The 15,706-nt window shown below is 45.5% G+C and carries 18 protein-coding genes and 2 pseudogenes; 3 read left to right on the forward strand and 17 right to left on the reverse strand.

Annotation, left to right across the window (positions count from 1 at the left end):
• Positions 1-12 precede the first annotated feature (12 nt).
• Positions 13-903, reverse strand: coding sequence for a class A beta-lactamase (gene bla, locus AB447_RS03685; RefSeq protein WP_048352852.1), 891 nt, complete (start codon positions 901-903; stop codon positions 13-15).
• A 424-nt stretch (positions 904-1,327) separates the two neighbouring features.
• Between bla and AB447_RS03690 the strand changes: the two genes are divergently transcribed.
• Complete coding sequence (locus tag AB447_RS03690; protein WP_048352851.1) at positions 1,328-1,927, forward strand: esterase/lipase family protein; 600 nt, start codon at positions 1,328-1,330, stop codon at positions 1,925-1,927.
• A gap of 195 nt (positions 1,928-2,122) precedes the next feature.
• On the opposite strand, the gene AB447_RS03695 is transcribed toward AB447_RS03690, so the two are convergent.
• The 5 genes from AB447_RS03695 to AB447_RS03720 form a co-directional block, all read right to left on the reverse strand.
• Complete coding sequence (locus tag AB447_RS03695) at positions 2,123-2,335, reverse strand: hypothetical protein (RefSeq protein WP_046129778.1); 213 nt, start codon at positions 2,333-2,335, stop codon at positions 2,123-2,125.
• 512 nt (positions 2,336-2,847) lie between these two features.
• On the reverse strand, positions 2,848-3,486 hold the full coding sequence (locus AB447_RS03705) for a FusB/FusC family EF-G-binding protein (RefSeq protein WP_048352849.1): 639 nt from the start codon (positions 3,484-3,486) through the stop codon (positions 2,848-2,850).
• 206 nt (positions 3,487-3,692) lie between these two features.
• Positions 3,693-4,031 (reverse strand): YolD-like family protein, encoded by a 339-nt coding sequence (locus AB447_RS03710; RefSeq protein ID WP_048352848.1) that lies wholly within the window; start codon positions 4,029-4,031, stop codon positions 3,693-3,695.
• Positions 4,032-4,046: 15 nt separating this feature from the next.
• A complete protein-coding gene (locus AB447_RS03715) occupies positions 4,047-5,309 on the reverse strand; it encodes a Y-family DNA polymerase (protein WP_048352847.1) in 1,263 nt (420 codons plus the stop codon).
• A gap of 90 nt (positions 5,310-5,399) precedes the next feature.
• Positions 5,400-6,491: an alpha/beta hydrolase gene (locus tag AB447_RS03720; RefSeq protein ID WP_231592425.1), complete on the reverse strand. Its 1,092-nt coding sequence runs from the start codon at positions 6,489-6,491 to the stop codon at positions 5,400-5,402.
• A 387-nt stretch (positions 6,492-6,878) separates the two neighbouring features.
• Here AB447_RS03720 and AB447_RS03725 point away from each other — a divergent pair, with 387 nt between their 5' ends.
• Positions 6,879-7,088 (forward strand): YqzH family protein, encoded by a 210-nt coding sequence (locus AB447_RS03725; protein WP_048352846.1) that lies wholly within the window; start codon positions 6,879-6,881, stop codon positions 7,086-7,088.
• A gap of 131 nt (positions 7,089-7,219) precedes the next feature.
• On the forward strand, positions 7,220-8,452 hold the full coding sequence (locus AB447_RS03730; RefSeq protein WP_048352845.1) for an MDR family MFS transporter: 1,233 nt from the start codon (positions 7,220-7,222) through the stop codon (positions 8,450-8,452).
• Between the two features lie 23 nt (positions 8,453-8,475).
• Here the strand turns inward: AB447_RS03730 and AB447_RS03735 are convergent, their stop codons facing one another.
• The 11 genes and pseudogenes from AB447_RS03735 to AB447_RS03780 form a co-directional block, all read right to left on the reverse strand.
• On the reverse strand, positions 8,476-8,862 hold the full coding sequence (locus AB447_RS03735) for a VOC family protein (RefSeq protein WP_048352844.1): 387 nt from the start codon (positions 8,860-8,862) through the stop codon (positions 8,476-8,478).
• A gap of 29 nt (positions 8,863-8,891) precedes the next feature.
• The gene (gene coaA, locus AB447_RS03740; protein WP_048352843.1) at positions 8,892-9,851 is read right to left on the reverse strand and encodes a type I pantothenate kinase; all 960 of its coding nucleotides are present in this window, start codon (positions 9,849-9,851) and stop codon (positions 8,892-8,894) included.
• 175 nt (positions 9,852-10,026) lie between these two features.
• On the reverse strand, positions 10,027-10,992 hold the full coding sequence (locus AB447_RS03745; RefSeq protein ID WP_048352842.1) for an ABC transporter permease: 966 nt from the start codon (positions 10,990-10,992) through the stop codon (positions 10,027-10,029).
• Positions 10,970-11,632 (reverse strand): ATP-binding cassette domain-containing protein, encoded by a 663-nt coding sequence (locus AB447_RS03750; protein ID WP_048352946.1) that lies wholly within the window; start codon positions 11,630-11,632, stop codon positions 10,970-10,972. Before AB447_RS03750 ends, AB447_RS03745 begins: the two co-directional genes overlap by 23 nt.
• 111 nt (positions 11,633-11,743) lie before the next feature.
• Positions 11,744-12,232: a hypothetical protein gene (locus tag AB447_RS03755; RefSeq protein ID WP_048352841.1), complete on the reverse strand. Its 489-nt coding sequence runs from the start codon at positions 12,230-12,232 to the stop codon at positions 11,744-11,746.
• A gap of 331 nt (positions 12,233-12,563) precedes the next feature.
• Positions 12,564-12,979 (reverse strand): annotated as a pseudogene (locus AB447_RS24960) (phosphatase PAP2 family protein); the annotation flags it as partial.
• Positions 12,980-13,150: 171 nt separating this feature from the next.
• Positions 13,151-13,306: pseudogene (locus AB447_RS27185) on the reverse strand (phosphopantetheine-binding protein); the annotation flags it as partial.
• A 6-nt stretch (positions 13,307-13,312) separates the two neighbouring features.
• Entirely contained in the window at positions 13,313-13,474 is a 162-nt protein-coding gene (locus tag AB447_RS27190; protein ID WP_156183622.1) for a hypothetical protein, read from the reverse strand.
• A 154-nt stretch (positions 13,475-13,628) separates the two neighbouring features.
• Complete coding sequence (locus tag AB447_RS27195; RefSeq protein ID WP_048352839.1) at positions 13,629-13,919, reverse strand: hypothetical protein; 291 nt, start codon at positions 13,917-13,919, stop codon at positions 13,629-13,631.
• 472 nt (positions 13,920-14,391) lie between these two features.
• A complete protein-coding gene (locus AB447_RS03775; RefSeq protein WP_048352838.1) occupies positions 14,392-14,898 on the reverse strand; it encodes a DUF3189 family protein in 507 nt (168 codons plus the stop codon).
• Positions 14,899-14,953: 55 nt separating this feature from the next.
• Positions 14,954-15,643 carry a poly-gamma-glutamate hydrolase family protein gene (locus tag AB447_RS03780; RefSeq protein WP_048352837.1) on the reverse strand — a complete coding sequence of 230 codons (690 nt, stop codon included), beginning with the start codon at positions 15,641-15,643 and terminating at the stop codon, positions 14,954-14,956.
• Between the last annotated feature and the right edge of the window lie 63 nt (positions 15,644-15,706).

Raw genomic sequence — 15,706 nt, forward strand, 5'->3', positions numbered from 1 at the left:
CCTCGTACAGTCCTACTTCAGGACTTTAATGACTTCCTTTGCCGCCTCTGCAATAAGCTTGTCGTTATAGTCGGCGTCCTTTTTGTCGCGGCTTGATAGTACCGCGAGCACAATCGGGTCTCCTTTCGGCGGCCAAATGACAGCAATGTCATTTCGCGTACCGTATGACCCCGCTCCTGTTTTATCCGCTACTTCCCATCCTTTCGGCACTCCCACACGGATTAATGCATCGCCGGTGGTGTTTCTTTTGAGCCAATCTACTAACATCTCGCGCTTCTCCTTCGGGAGAGCGTCTCCGACTGTGAATGCCTGAAGGCTTTTAGCGAGCGCTTTCGGTGTGCTCGTATCATGCGTTTCTCCCGGTTTCACTTCGTTTAGATCCGGTTCTATTCGCTCCGGATTGGTCACGTTGTCGCCAATTTCCCTGAGCGATTGTTTAAACCCGCTTGGTCCGCCGATCTGCTTCAGTATGAGATTCCCGGCTGTATTGTCGCTGTACCTGATGGAAGCATCGCAAAGCTCCTTCAGGGTCATTCCTGTATCAACATGCTTCTCTGTAATCGGATTATAATTGACAAGATCATCCCGGGTATAGGTGATTCTTTGATTCAGATCTGCTATTGATGTTTGCTTCAGCAATGCCCCCACGGCTAAAGCTTTATGAGTAGATGCATATGCAAAACGCTCATCTGCCCGGTAAGTTACCGTTTTGTTCGTACCGGTGTCCAGCGCAAAGACTCCCAATCTTGCATCATATTGATCCTCAAGCCTGGAAAATTGATTTGACTGTCGATCGCTTTGTTTAGGCTGTGCTGAGTGGGCGCTGTCATTTGAACACCCTGCAAGCGCTGCGCATGTAAAAAGCAGTGAAATTGCAGTTTTTTTAAAAAACTTTGTTTTCATTTGGCATGTAACCTCTTTCTAAAAAATTGTTTTTTCTTTTTTCGGCTTATCTTTCATATGCCCGCCAATCGTTAATGGCCGGTGCGAGTCTCTCATCATCGGAAGCTTCCGCATCCCCTCCCCGGAAATAGATGGTATCTGTTTTATTATACCGTTTTTTCCACTCTGTTTGCCATTTCAGTACAGCACTGGTTTAATAGGATAAAGTTCTTAGATCTTATTCAACAGAACAGGATTTTCCTCCATCTCTCCAAAAAGCCTCAAACTCCTTTTTTAATTAGGGACCGCCAGGCTCATAAGCAAAAAGGCGTTTCATATATTACTCTTTTTTCGGGTAGAAAAATAGATAGATTTACACTTCGTTTTCGTATTTTCCTTTTATAGAATTGTCGTTGTGAATTTATTACATCCAGGAGGAGAAACAATGCGCCTTTATCGATTTTTATCCATTCTATTCATTTGCATGCTGTCCGCCGTTTCCATGTTTGCCGTTCAAACTTCCAAAGCTTCAGCCGAATCCCGCAACCCTGTCGTCATGGTTCACGGAATCGGAGGCGGCTCTTATAACTTCATGGGGATTAAAACGTATTTAGAATCCCAGGGCTGGCCTCGCAAGGATCTTTATGCTATCGATTTTTTAGATAAGACCGGAAACAACAGGAATAATGCACCGAAGTTGTCGGAGTATGTAAAAAACGTATTAAACGAAACGGGAGCCGAGAAAGTGGACATTGTCGCCCACAGCATGGGCGGAGCCAACACACTTTATTATATTAAAAACTTGGGAGGCGGTGACAAAGTAGAGCATGTCGTCACATTGGGAGGGGCAAACGGTTTGGTCACAAATTCCGCTCCCAGCGGCACCAAATTTACTTCGATTTACAGCACGAGCGATTTCATCGTTTTAAACAGTCTGTCTAAATTGGATGGCGCTGAAAACATCCAAATTTCCGGTCTAAGCCATGTCGCCCTTTTATTCAGCAGCAAAGTCGATGCTTTGATCAAAGAAGGGCTTACCGACTGAGGAAGCCAAAAAAGACAAAAACCTTGGGGGATAAGCCTCTCCAAGGTTTCGCTTTATAAGCAGGCTGCCGGATTGAACGTCTGCATCCGTGAAAAGGAGCCTGCCTCCCTGTTCATTTCGCTCCGGAAATAAAAAGGACTCTAAATAAACGCATATGAAATCGTTCATTCAGTGTCCGAGAGACCCGGATATATTTTATTCTACGATAATTTCAAAGACTCTTTGCTCAAGATTGTATTTGGCATCCTGAAAGGAAAACTTATAGTCATCTGCATCGGCATCAGGTGAAAGCCAAGCTCCGTATTTTCTGATGGTCTGCACAATATTTTCAATCTCAGCGGGAGTGAAATCTCCTATATCCGTGCCTTCGCTTTCAGCAGTGTGGCGTATTTTGACTGTAATCAGCATCACTAATGACCCCTTTCACTTGCTGTTTCAGCATCTTATGAACAGTATATTTTTTCCCTGTGCAAATCGTGCCACTAACCCCTTTGTTTCACATTATTCGGGCTTCCTTTTTTGCAGACCTATTTTATTTGGAAAAGCTGTTTTGCAAAATGAAAATGTGCAGTTATACCGTCCCCTGTACCCTTTTCTGAAAAATTGTTGCAAGGGTCGGATTATATGTAGCGACATCCGTACCATACATGGCAAAACGCTTGATTGTGCCTATTGTTTTCCTATTATGCCTTTCTTTCTGCTCCTTGGAACGTAGCTGTTTCCTGTTTGCGGAAAGCTTTAACATTTTCCTCATTGCCCTTGATGTTTTGACCGTCGCCGTCTTCCTAAGTCCGCTTTTTTCAATGCTGCCCACGAGCTGCGGCCGCTTCCTTGCTGACCCGCCGGCTCTTCGGAGAGCGGAAGGATAAAGGCTGAATCATAAAACAACCCGGCTCGTGTTTCCAGCCGGGTTGTTCACGTTAATATTTCGTTACTTGTGCGACGAATTTGTTCAGATGATCCAGCGTCATCATATTTTGGTTGCATTTTTCACTGTCATAGCAAATGTAATTGCCTCTGTCCGTGTAGGTTTCTTTGCTGCTTTTCACCCGGGCCATGAACAGTCCGAGCTCTTCGATCCTGTTACATATCGAGCAGACTCCTTTTTTATTGCTGGATCTGATCGTGCCGTGTATTCCTGTCAGTTTTCCGTCGATATCGACAATCATGTATTTCCTGCCTGAGCCTGCATCATTCCATCCCAAGTAGGAATACCTCCTGAAATCAATCTCCCCAAAATCGGGAGTCTTTAACTTTTTCACTTTAGAAAACAGCTTTTTGGCCTTTTCTGCCGTTACCCGCTGAAATGGAATCACATGATGCTCTAATTCAGCTGAAAATCTCGCGGCTCCGCTGCTGTCCTTCACCTCAACCATCTTGCCAAGCAAAGCCTTTTGGTCACTGCTGAGGTCAGGGAACAGATGTAATACTTGGCCTAAAGCATTGGATTTCAAAGCATCAAGCACGTTTCCGTCCTTGATGTTCGCATGTCCTTTGACAAGACTGTCCGTTTGAAACGTAATAAAATGATATTGATCATTTCTGATAAAAGGGTCCATTTCTGCCAGCTCCTTATTTATATATATATTTTGAAATAAGGTGCAAAGCCGGATGATCAGAAATGATACCTTACAATCAGGCGATTCGTTTAACGTTCCGCCTCATGCAAAGTATCGCCTTTCAAGATAACAGGCTTTGCATGAGACGCTGCAGCCGGCAAATGAATGTCATTTACCATTTTATCCACCTCCGAATACTGATTTCATTATACACGGAAATCATATTCAATCTCAATCATGTCATCCATCTTTAAAATGCGTATTTCATCCGTATGGCTTACGATGCGCAGCTCGCGTTTAAGAACGTCAACATAGTGGATGCGGCCGGCAAGCGTTTTGACCTCCCCCTGCCGGTAATAGGCAAATCGCAAAGGTGCGTTTTCCGCCATCGCTTCACAAATGATTTCATTGAATTCTTCATATTTTTGTTCGTCCAAAACCGGCTTTTTCACTTTATCAAGACTATCATAATATTCTTTAAGCAATTCAACGTGTTCCGGTAACATCATAGACACCCATTTGATATTGCCTCTGTCTTTCAGCATACATCATTCTCCTTTCTATGCCTGATGTCCGCCGACAAGCTTTGACCGCAGGCGGGCGGTTCCGGCGCTTGTATAGGAAACGGCGCGCAGAAGCGCAGCTGAGCCGTACTGTTCCCTGATGCCGTCCATGACGTACCCGAGCGTCCGCTTTTTTTCCTGATCCGGACGAAAAAGATCGAGCTGGATGAGGTTGTCATCCTGAATATTGGAAAGAGAAACGGAAATTTTCCGAACCGTTTTCCCTTCATAAAAGCGGTCAAACAATGCAAGGCATGTGTGATACAGGTCGAGCGTGACATTTGAAGGACTTTCCATCGTTTTCGAACGGTAAAATCCCCCGCCGAACTCATCGCGGCTGTATTCAATCCCGAGGCTGACAGTCCTGCCCGCCTGCTGATGGTCACGGGCCCTTTTGGCGACCTCTTCACACATTTCAAGGATGACGCGCTTGACTTCATCCGGATCGGGATAGTCCCTGAGCAAAATCTGGCTTTTCCCATAGCTGATCTGCCCGTTCATGATCGGTGATCCGATCGCTGAAAGATCGATGCCCCAAGCGTGATAGTAAAGCTGGTTTCCCATGATGCCAAATGCTTTCTCAAGCCGCTTGAGATCATACTGCGCCAGCTGGCCGACCGTAAAAATCCCCATGCGGTTCAGCCTCTTTTCCAGTCTTGAACCGATTCCCCACATTTTCCGGAGGGGGGATAAGGGCCAAAGCTTCGTTTTCACGTCGTAATAATCCCATGCGGCGATTCCGCCTTCCGTTTTCTTCGCTTCAAGGTCAAGGCAGAGCTTTGCCAGCAGCATATTCGGACCGATTCCGACGGTGCAGGGCAGGCCAAACTCCCTGTTCATGTCGTCTTGAATTTTTTCGGCAATCGTCTGCGCGTCCCCCCACATGCTTTCAACGCCGTCCACTTGAATAAAGCTTTCATCGACGCTGTAGGTATGGATGGCATCATGCGGCACATAGCGGCCAAACAGCCGGGTCAGCTCTGTTGAAACACGGACAAATACCGCCATTTTTGGATTGACCAGCTGAATGCGCGGATCGTCCGGAAGTTGGAACAGCCTCGTCCCCGTTTGCACGCCGAACTCTTTTTTTAGAGCCGGGGAAGCGGCCAGAACGACGCTCCCCTGCCGCTCTGTGTTCCCGACCACCGCCAGAAAACAAGTCATCGGATCAAGCCCGAGCAAAACGGCGGCACAGCTCGCATAAAAACTCCGCATATCAACGCATAAAATCGACCGCGCCGGATATTGACTGTAATCCATATCTGCATCCTCCCGAAAAAAGAACTAACGTTCGCATGTGTATTGTATGATTACTATACTGCGAATATACGTTCGGTTCCAGGCGTAAATTTATCCAAAGAAAATCCTGGCTGAAAGCAGCAAAAAACACCTTCTTTGGAAAGAAGGCGTTTTGCATGCTTCCATCGCAAGTCCCTGGAAAATAGGGTGATGGATTGAAACGATAGCATCTTGCTTTATAAAATCAACTTGGAACTGAGCATAACGTATAGCCTGCGAGTGCAGCAGCAAGTGTCTGAAGCCCGCGGTGATAACCATAAGCCGGCGGCCTGGCAACAGTGCATGAGCCGGAGACCGAACCAGCTTCCTTTCAACATCTTTATTTTTCTTCTCTAAAAACGCCATAACAGCTTTTGTCATGTCCTGCGCTTCTTGTGGTGCATCCGGAGAACCGAACATCTTATTTAAACCGCTGTGGGACAGATTCTTGACTTGATAAACAAAATCAGATCCCTTCGCTTTGTTTGAGGCTGCTGCAAATTGATAAAGAGAAGGATCTGCCCAGCGCGTGACCAAATAAGCCGGCGGCAGGTTTTGATTGTTCATGTAGGTGAGCGGTGAAGCCTCTGTCCACACCTTTTCGTCAGGGCCAAACACCTTTTTGTAAGACGGGATCGCTTCGATAAATTGCTTGAGATTCAGAGGTCCGTCTAATATAACAATCGAATTGAGCGATGCGGATTTTAGACCAACGCTGTTTAAATATTTTGCATCTGCGGCAATTAAGCCCGCCAAGTGCCCTCCTGCCGAATGCCCCATTATATTGATTTTCGATTGATCCATTTGATACTCGTCTGCATGATCCTCAACCCATTTCACCGCCTTGGCAACATCATAGGCCATATCATCATACTGAACATCAGGATGAAGCCGATAGTTTACAGACACGAAAACATAGCCTTTTTCTGTGAAAAATGCCGGCTTTGAAGCAGCATTGCTCTTGTCTCCGCCCGTCCATCCTCCCCCATGTATATAGATGAGAACGGGATGTTTTTCTTTCTTGGCCGTCTTCGGTGTATAAATATCCAGTGTTTGCTGTTCTGCTTTTGCATAATGAATATTCTTTGTATTCCCGTTTGCAATACATGCGAATAAGCCCATACAAAGCGTGACTAATACTGTCCATTTAATAATTCGTCTCAAAACTAAAACACCTTTCTTCTTTAGAGCCTGCGGTCGGCAAAATACGGACCATGTCCAAGATTAACGCGCGGTTAGAAAGCTCCTGACATTCTATTATAAAAGATGGGTTAGCAACTCCAATTGGCTTTAGAGAAAGCATGTTTAAGTGCTTTCTTCATAAAAAACAAATAGACCATCCCTTAAGATCGGGGAATGGTCTTGCAGGCCGGAACGTTACCGTATTCCGGCTCTCTTTCATTTTTGTGGCTGTATTTACTCATTATACTATACGAAGAAAAAGAACACAATTTATAACAATGCTTAAATCTTCGATACGAAAACTCCCTTGAGCACGGCGTTTTTTCTTAGTAAGATAAAAGAAAACCGCTCCTAAAAGGAGAAGACAAAATGGATGAGAAACTGATTGAAAAAATGCTGGGACAGGCGCTGCGGCAATACGGCCGAAATGTTGCGATCGATCCCTTGAGCCCCCACGAAAAGGAGATCCTGAAGCTCGCTTTGAAAGAAAGGCGGATCGAGGAGCCGGACGAGGGGCTGCATGCCCATATTGAAGATGTCATCTATGATTATGTTACAAACCAAGGCATGTTTTCATAAACTTGACGGGGCTTCCTTTCTGGCAGGGAAGCTTTTTTCATTTCTCCTTATCTCCTGAATATCCTCTATTCATTACCGTTTGTTTCATGTATGATATACAATAAAACGATTGCAAGTGTGGGGAGTTCATCATGAAACCAAAATGGAAAGAGATCCACCCGCTCAGCTGGACCATCATTGCCGGAACGATTTTCGGGCGTATGGGAACCGCGATGAGCATTCCTTTTTTAGCAATTTATTTAACGCAGGTGAAGGGCGCTTCCGCCGGTTTTGCAGGAGCCGTTATTGCGGCAAGCTCCCTCGTCGGGATTGCCGCAAGCTTTTATGGAGGATATGTATCAGACCGGTTTGGCCGGAAAACGATCATGCTTTTGTCGATTTTCGGCTGGACGCTTGTGTTCGTGGGCTTTGCGCTCGCTGACAACGTCTGGACTTTCTTTTTGATGAATGCCTTAAACGGATTGTGCCGCGCTCTCTTTAAGCCGACTTCAAGAGCGCTCCTCTCAGACGTATCCAAGCCTGACACCCGCCTCTTCGTCTTCAACCTCAGATATACAGCCATCAACCTCGGCGTGGTGTTCGGACCGCTTTTAGGACTGTATCTCGGCTCTTCAAAAACGACGATGCCGTTTTTGATTGCGGGTTTGATTTATTTCGTCTATGCGGCGGTTTTGGCCGTTCAGTTTAAAAAACACACCGTTCCGGTGATTGAGACGAATAAGCGGATCAAGATGCAGGAGGCCTTTCAGGTGACAAAAACGGACCGGGTGTTTTCGTTGACGCTGATCGGCTCGATTCTTTGTTTGTTCGGCTACTCCCATTTCACATCGACGCTTGCGCAGTACATGTCGGCAAGCCCATTTATTGAAGGCGGAACTGAGATATTCGGGATGATGCTGACGCTGAACGCCGTAGCCGTGCTTGTAACGCAGTATCCGCTCGTTCATATCGCAAAACGGTTTTCCCCCATTTTGTCATTGATGACAGGGAACGTGCTGATCACAGCAAGCCTCTTCAGCCTCTCGTTTTTCCATGATGTTTTGTCAATCGTCTTCATTGTTGTATTGTTCACAATAGGAGAAGTGCTGCTGTTTTCAATGCTGGATGTATTGGTCGATCAAATCGCGCCTCCGGAACTAAAAGGGACTTACTTCGGAGCAATGGGCTTTACCCAGCTCGGAAGCGTTATCGGGCCGTGGGCGGGCGGAATGCTGCTGGATGTGTTCGGGGCAGAAAAGCCTTTTTTCACCTTTTCCATCCTGTCGGTTGTGACCCTTTTCGGAATCCCTTTCCTCGCTGCAGCCTTCCGAAACGTCAAAAACGCAAAGTACGGAAGGCCTGCCGGAAAAACGTTGCATCACTAAAGGAGGCTTTAAGACCTGCCGTGTTAGCAAGGCGCCACAAGCTCGACTTTGATGCGGTCCGGATCTTCCGTATACAGCGCATAATGTCCGCTGCCGCCGGCAAACGGATGTCTGTCTTCATAGAGCAGCTGATAGCCCCGTCGGGTCAGCTGCTCTGTTATTTCATCGACCTGCTCCCTTGAGGCCGCTTGAAAGGCAAGATGGTTTAATCCGACCCGGCGTCTGTGGTAGCCCGCCTTTAAAAACTCTCCTTGAGCTTGAACGAATACGATGTAAGCGCCGTTTGCTTTCCAGCTGATCCCCCCTTCCCACCGCTGATAGACCTCATATCCGAGTTCTTCTAGAAACCATCCCCAAAAATGCTTGGATCTTTCTAAATCTGATACATACAGCTCAATATGGTGAATCATCGGTTTTCCCCCGCTTTCTCTTTAGACGCTTATACCCGTCTGACTAAAACCTTTTCGACTTTGTGACCTTCCCCTTTTTTCAAAATTAAGTCCGAGCGGAATTTCGTAGGCAAAATGTTTTCATACAGGTTCGGGCGGTTAACGGTCTCCCAAATCGATTTCGCCATGTAATCGGCTTCTGTATCCGAAAGGTCTTTATATTTATGGAAATACGACGTCGGGTCTTGAAACGCCGTCTCCCTGAGCATGCGGAACCGCTCAAGATACCATTTGATAATGAGGTCTTCCTCGGCATCGACATAAATCGAAAAATCAAAAAAATCGGATACGAATACGCGCGGTTTTGTTCTGTCGTCTTCAATCGTCGGCGTTTGCAGCACGTTCACCCCTTCAATGATGACAACATCGGCCTGCTCGACCGTTTCAAAAACGCCTTCCATCCTGTCGTACGTTAAATGGGAATAGACCGGTGCTTTGACGGTTTCCTTTCCCGATTTTAAATCGTTTAAAAACTCGAGCAGCGCCTTGACATCATAGCTTTCAGGAAAGCCTTTCCTTGACATGATGTTCTTTTCGATCAGAACCGCATTCGGATACAGAAAACCGTCCGTTGTGATCAAGCTGACTTTCAGCCGTTCCTGTAAACGGGACAGCACCGTCTGAATAATCCGTGCCGTCGTGCTTTTTCCGACGGCCACGCTTCCGGCAATCCCGATGATAAACGGAATTTTAGCTGCGTGGGGATGATTCAAAAACCCGTTCACCCGAATATTCCGCTCATATTGGGAATTCCGGTGCAAGTAGAGCAGCCGTGCCAGCGGAACGTAAATCGTTTCGACTTCTTCCAAAGACAGATAGTCGTTCAAACCTTCAAGTTCTTTCGCTTCCTCTTCCGTCATCTCGACTGTCATATGTCCGCCCAGATTCGCCCAGGCGCCGCGGGTATGACTCGTATATAGCGTTTGTAAATTCAAATCTTGATTCGCCACATTTCTCACCTGTCCCTCATATTCATACGCTGTTTAATTGAACATCTTATGACATCTGTTCTAAGCCGTCTTACTATTATATAGAATTTTCCGAATTTTTACGAGGGATCAAGATTTTTTCAAACCCGAAAAAAGCCGCCCAAGCTGAGACGGCTGCCAGTGATTTCTTTTTCGATCATACAACATATTTGCTTTGCCTGTGTGCCGCATAATAGGCGACAACCGAAAACACGCCGGAAAACACGAGCAGAATCAACATGATCGGAATGAATTCCACTGTCTCGGGCGTAAACAGTTTAAAACTGCCGTTGAAATCGAACACCGCATGCCCCAGATTGGCAAGCAGGTTTTTCAAATCAAATTTGCCCAGAACGGGAACGAGCAGGGCGTAAATGATATAAAGCAAAGCCGGCGTAATAAAGCTTCTGAATAATATCCCCAAATAAAATCCGATCGTTGCAAAAATAAAGCTTACTGCCAAAACGACGAACCATTGACTCAACATATTGCTCTTAGAAGGAACCGAAACCGCGAACTGATCGACCGGTATCGTTCTTGCCGCCAATGCATAAAAGAAGAGACCGGCCAAATAAGCCAAACATAAAACGGCCGCTGTTGTGACAAGCATAACGATGTAGACCGAACATTGCTTGGCGAGAAGAACCATCTTCCAGTCATATCTTGCCGCCTTCACCTTCACCGTCCGGAATCTGTTGTCATACGTCGAAATATAAATGGCGTAAAGGGTGAACGCCAAAGGTAAGGCAATAAAGCCCATCCATTCCATAGCCGCAACGACCGATTGTTTCGGCTGTATAAGATGAAGGGACAGGATGAGCTGCTCATAATCGTACCTTAAAATATTTTCGACGATCTCCCCGTCCCCATCCTCGCTCTTTAATGTCCCTTCCGTTACGTTAACGGGTGAATCCAACGCTTTTTTCACTTCAATTCCGAGTTCCCGGTATTCCGATTCCGTCTTCAAAAACTGCTGGTAGCTGCTTTCGGCATTTTTATATTGAACATATATAATCCCTGAAGAAACGATGAGCAGCGGAATGACTAATATAAAAAATACTTTTGCATGATACTGGTAAGCAAGCTCCTTCTGTAAAATGCTATAAATATTCTTTATAAACATCGCCCAATCCCGCTCCATTCGTCTTAAAGTATTCCACATGCAAAGCCGAACCGTTTTTCAGCACAAATAACCGGTCGACGATTGAAGAATAAAATTCAAATTGGTGGCCCGCAGCCACAATAGTCATCTCGTTTGACCAGCTTTTGACGATGTCCTGAAGCTCCATCATCGAGCGGTAATCGAGACCGTTGGATATTTCATCCAATAACAGGTACTCGGGTTTGTTTAAAACGGCGATGATGAAGCTGAGCTTTTTCCTTTGCCCGTAGGAGTACGTCTTCACCTTCTTTTTAAGCAGGGCATGGCCGAGAAACTTCGTTGCCGCCTGTTCCAATTCTTCTTTTCCGACACGTTTGTTCAGCAGGATGCTGATATTTTGATATCCCGTCAGATTAAGATAAAACGGAGAGTCGTCATAAACGACGTGCACTTTATGACGGACCGCACCAAGAGGTTTATCATCGTACAGAATGTCGCCTTTGAAAGGCTCAAGGCCGAGGAGGCATTTCAGCAAAGTCGTTTTTCCGGCGCCGTTTTCCCCCATCAGGAAGTTGACTTTATGTTTTTCGATATTCATATTGAGCCGGTCGAAAACCGTCTTGCTCCCATAAGCTTTCGTCAAATTTTTAATTTTGATCAATGTCAATAATCCTTTCTCTATAGCAGGATGTGATGTCAGCATTTTCAATTATACAACGCTGCCAAAATTTCCAAAATAGTCTTTTAGCAGCGTTGTATGCCATTTGCCTAATTAATCGTTTCCGTACTTTCCTTTTTTATTGACCCATCTTCTGTCCGTAAAGGAGGTGCTGGTGAGCACGACGTCCCCCCACGGTGTGACGGTTCCGATGCTGTGCGTTTTTTTGGCTCTCCATTTATGAAGACCCGAAGATTTATAATACCTGTTAATCCCTTTCGCTTTCACGATGTTTGGAAACACGTACCCCACATCCTGTGAGCCGTTGCTGCTCGAAATTTTTTTGCCGTTGTAATACCATTCGATATAATCTTTTGACCAGGCAAGAAAACTGCCCCTTTTAATCGTCAGCCTTTTCCCGGAATAAGCGGAAAGGCCGCTTTGGATGTTCATCTGCGCAGGAAGCGACCTGACATATTCTGTTTTTGCTTCAAGCAGCGCTTTCTGCTCGTTTGTCAGCTGGACGCTCTCCGATGCAGCAGCAAATGAGGACGGGACCAAAAGGACTGCTGACAAAGACAACCCTAAAATCGCTTTTTTCATTTGATATCCCCCCGTATTTTAATATTTTATGTACCTCTAAGCTGACACCCTAAAAATCATCCCGAATCACAACAACGGTCCTGCGGTCGCACATTCTTAGTTTAATTGATGAAAAACTAGATTCGTAGCAAATCAGACTATTTTATCATTGACTAATGGAAATTATCACCTCCTATCACAATTAATAATATAACATATTTTTCCTTTACTATCAAAATAGTTTATCCCTATTTTTTACATTCTTTTCCTTCAAAAATCATTAAACAGGCTTTGAAGTCTCTTTCTTGTACTGGAAAGCTGGGACCGCCCTGAAGCTCTTCCGTTCTCCTCTTTAAACATTGCCGCCTCTCTTCAAAACAAATTCGCCACGCGCACCATTGAAAAATGAATGGCATGCATATTTGGCTGTTTTTTTCGCAGACCGGCTAAAACCTTTTGCTATGTACTGGGCGAGCAACCGGTTGATGAACGACAGCTTTGGCGCTGCAAAGAATACAAACAGAGCCGAGAACATCCCCAAGATCGCTCCGACCGCAACGTCAAAGGGATAGTGAACGCCTGACCAAATGCGGGAAATGCCTGCGGCGAATGCGAGGATAAGCCACAGCCAGCCCGTGTTTTTGTGAAACAGGAGGAATAAAAACCGATTGAAAAAAAACAAAATCGAATGGTCGTTCGGAAGCAAATTTCTATTTCATGCTCGATCAGCTTATTGACATGGGGAAGTTCTGCAAAAGGCTGATAGTTGGAATAAAGAAGCTGTATACGGAATACTGATCCAAATGCTCGGCTAAGCCCATGCAGGCAATGCCCATTGAAGCCGCCGGCGGAAAACAGAACAACGTTTTGCTGTTTGGCTGCCCACTGCTCATCTGTATAATCTTTTAACAATTGCTGCGCATTTTTTAAGAAGCCCGCCAGTTTTTCGATCGCCGGCTTGGCGAAAATGTCCTTAAACGGCACTCTAAAGCCCAGCTCTGTATAGAGTCTTGACGCAAATGATATGACGTGTAAAGAGTTTCCCCCGATATCGAATGAATTGGCGCTTATGCTGATCTGTTTGATGTTTAAGATGTCTTCTTATATGGCAGCAATTTTTTCTTCAAGTTCAATTGCCGGAGGCACGTAATCCGGTTCCGCTGCTGCATTCCGGTCCGCCTCAGGAATTGCCTTCAAATCAACTTTTCCGTTTGGCGTAAACGGCCATGCATCAAGCGTCGGCAAACAGGACAAACCATGCAACCCGGAAGCTCTTTTGACAAAAACTCTTTTATTTCCGCTTGGCTGATTTCTTTTCTGCCTTTTTCCAAAACGACGTATGCGGGATGCTGATGTGATCCGTTTTTGCGGCAACAGCCGTTTCCTTTACATCCTTATGCCGTAATAATCTATTTCTTCAAGCTCGATGCGATACCTGCGAATTTTGACCTGGTTGCCGATCCGTCCTAAAAACTTGATATTCCCATCCGGCCGCATCCTTGCGAGATCTCCCGTCCGGAACATCCTTTCGCAGGGCAAAAACGGGTTCAGCAGGAACCTTTCGGGCCGTCAGCTCCGGCTTATTCAGATAGCCTTTCACCACTCCATCTCCGCTAATATACACTCTCCGGTGATACCGATCGGCTGAACCATCCAAAATGTAAAGCTTGACTTGGCGGTGCCGTTCGGCATCATATTGATAAATCATGCAGCCGACAACCGTTTCTGCAGGCCCGTACTTTTTAGTTTGGACCCTTTCAAAGGATTAGATTTAGCATGTCGGCAACTCCTGGTAAACAGTTAACGCCGGTCTTAACAGATGACGGAAATGTCTGAGACGAAGAAATCATCTGCAATATCGAAAGCCACATCAAAAAAGCCGTTGAGCTAACAAATGAAAATCGTAAGATAAACGAAATCGCCCCCGGAAAAAACGCTTTTCTTCTGCTGTTTTAAACATACAACACCTCCGCTTTCCATTTTCTTTCCCCAGCAAAATGAAAGCGGAATTATTACATCCCCCATTTACAAATGATCTAAAAATGAAAATAGATTCGGTTCAATTCAACAATTCGATTTTTTGCAAAATGCTAAAAAGGCTTCCGTCATGCATTCTACTCTAACGCCAGGTGTTTTTCCTGACGGAATGCATGACGAAAGCCTATTCTGCACGTATAAGGCTAGTCGGTAAAACCGTTATCAAGCACTTCAATTAAAGAAGACGTCATTTTGGCGTGATTTTTTGTGCGCTCTACCAATTTGATAACGTTTTGATAGGATTGCTGTGCACCGAGCACCAATAAAGGAACACCGATGAAATCGATCTTCAGTCTCCTTGAAAACAAGCCCCCGAAAGTCATGGCCACCGGCACGGTAGGGGATGTGTTTGAAAAGATCACCCTATCGTTTAGCGTCCCGTTTTTTTCAAACATCTCCAGAATTCCGAGCATTGCCGGAATAACGGCTTTTGATGATCCCCTGCCGATGGTGTATACTTTGCTGCCTTCTTCATCAAGACCGTGAAAAACGAGTTTTCCCATTTCTTTTGGACTTAATTGATTAAAAGCATCCGTATTTAAAATTTCGTCTTTGGTCGGCTTTCTGCCGAACGGAAGTTTTTTGAGATGATAGGCGGCTGCGAGGGCTGATGAATGGGTGCCGCCGTAGCAATTATAAATATAGATCAACAACTTCACCTCTAACCTGACGTCTTTCTTTTAATGTGCGACAAACATTCCGTTCTTATTTATATCTTTCGTTCAGTACCTCTTTTATGGCGTCGACATATTTAGAAAACACTTTATTGTAGGATTTTGCCCTCGTCACCAGTCCGAACCGCGAAAAAAAAGCCTCCCGTTGAGAGGTGCTGATCTCCAATTGAATGCTCTTGCCTGTTTTGCATAGATTATTCAGATTATCCGGATCCGTACCTGAAAGCCGGTGACTTTGATCCACCAGTTCAGCAGAAAACCCTTGCTCAGACAGCGCATCGACGATCGCTTGTCCGCCTTCTGTGTCCGTTCCTCCCACAATCGTGTGCTTTTCGGTATCACTATACCCATGAATCGCTAACACATAGCTGTGATCACTAATTTTTTCCAATGCTGTCGGTTCATCAAAATGACTGCTTGTAATGTGCAGATCCCAATTATTCGATGGTTTAATTCCTTCGAACAAATACGTTGAATACTCTTCGCCGAAGGCGCGCACCAGTTCGCTGACTCCCCCTTCGATGCCGCCGCCGTGCGGGGATAAGACCAGAAGATCAGTGCCCATGTCCGTATATTCGATCCTGTAATCCTCGCCTTCTACTTCGTTCTCTGCCAACTCCGCAAAATTCGCGTACTTATCGCCTGAAGCCATGATCGGACATTGCCATAAGACTGCAATACACACTGCCGTGATCAACGATATGATACATCGTTTTTTCATCAACTGGTTCCCTTCTTCCTGTTCCTTCGCGTTAATATGCTGCCCATCATCCTCTTCATATAA

It is taken from the genome of Bacillus glycinifermentans, from assembly GCF_001042475.2.
Classification (GTDB): Bacteria; Bacillota; Bacilli; order Bacillales; family Bacillaceae; genus Bacillus; species Bacillus glycinifermentans.

Bases quoted from the DNA above. Each gene is read 5' to 3' on its own strand.
- bla (WP_048352852.1), bottom strand. From the start codon at position 903: ATGAAAACAAAGTTTTTTAAAAAAACTGCAATTTCACTGCTTTTTACA.
- AB447_RS03690 (WP_048352851.1), top strand. From the start codon at position 1,328: ATGCGCCTTTATCGATTTTTATCCATTCTATTCATTTGCATGCTGTCC.
- AB447_RS03695 (WP_046129778.1), bottom strand. From the start codon at position 2,335: ATGCTGATTACAGTCAAAATACGCCACACTGCTGAAAGCGAAGGCACG.
- AB447_RS03705 (WP_048352849.1), bottom strand. From the start codon at position 3,486: ATGGACCCTTTTATCAGAAATGATCAATATCATTTTATTACGTTTCAA.
- AB447_RS03710 (WP_048352848.1), bottom strand. From the start codon at position 4,031: ATGCTGAAAGACAGAGGCAATATCAAATGGGTGTCTATGATGTTACCG.
- AB447_RS03715 (WP_048352847.1), bottom strand. From the start codon at position 5,309: ATGGATTACAGTCAATATCCGGCGCGGTCGATTTTATGCGTTGATATG.
- AB447_RS03725 (WP_048352846.1), top strand. From the start codon at position 6,879: ATGGATGAGAAACTGATTGAAAAAATGCTGGGACAGGCGCTGCGGCAA.
- AB447_RS03730 (WP_048352845.1), top strand. From the start codon at position 7,220: ATGAAACCAAAATGGAAAGAGATCCACCCGCTCAGCTGGACCATCATT.
- AB447_RS03735 (WP_048352844.1), bottom strand. From the start codon at position 8,862: ATGATTCACCATATTGAGCTGTATGTATCAGATTTAGAAAGATCCAAG.
- AB447_RS03745 (WP_048352842.1), bottom strand. From the start codon at position 10,992: ATGTTTATAAAGAATATTTATAGCATTTTACAGAAGGAGCTTGCTTAC.
- AB447_RS03755 (WP_048352841.1), bottom strand. From the start codon at position 12,232: ATGAAAAAAGCGATTTTAGGGTTGTCTTTGTCAGCAGTCCTTTTGGTC.
- AB447_RS27195 (WP_048352839.1), bottom strand. From the start codon at position 13,919: ATGATTTATCAATATGATGCCGAACGGCACCGCCAAGTCAAGCTTTAC.
- AB447_RS03780 (WP_048352837.1), bottom strand. From the start codon at position 15,643: ATGAAAAAACGATGTATCATATCGTTGATCACGGCAGTGTGTATTGCA.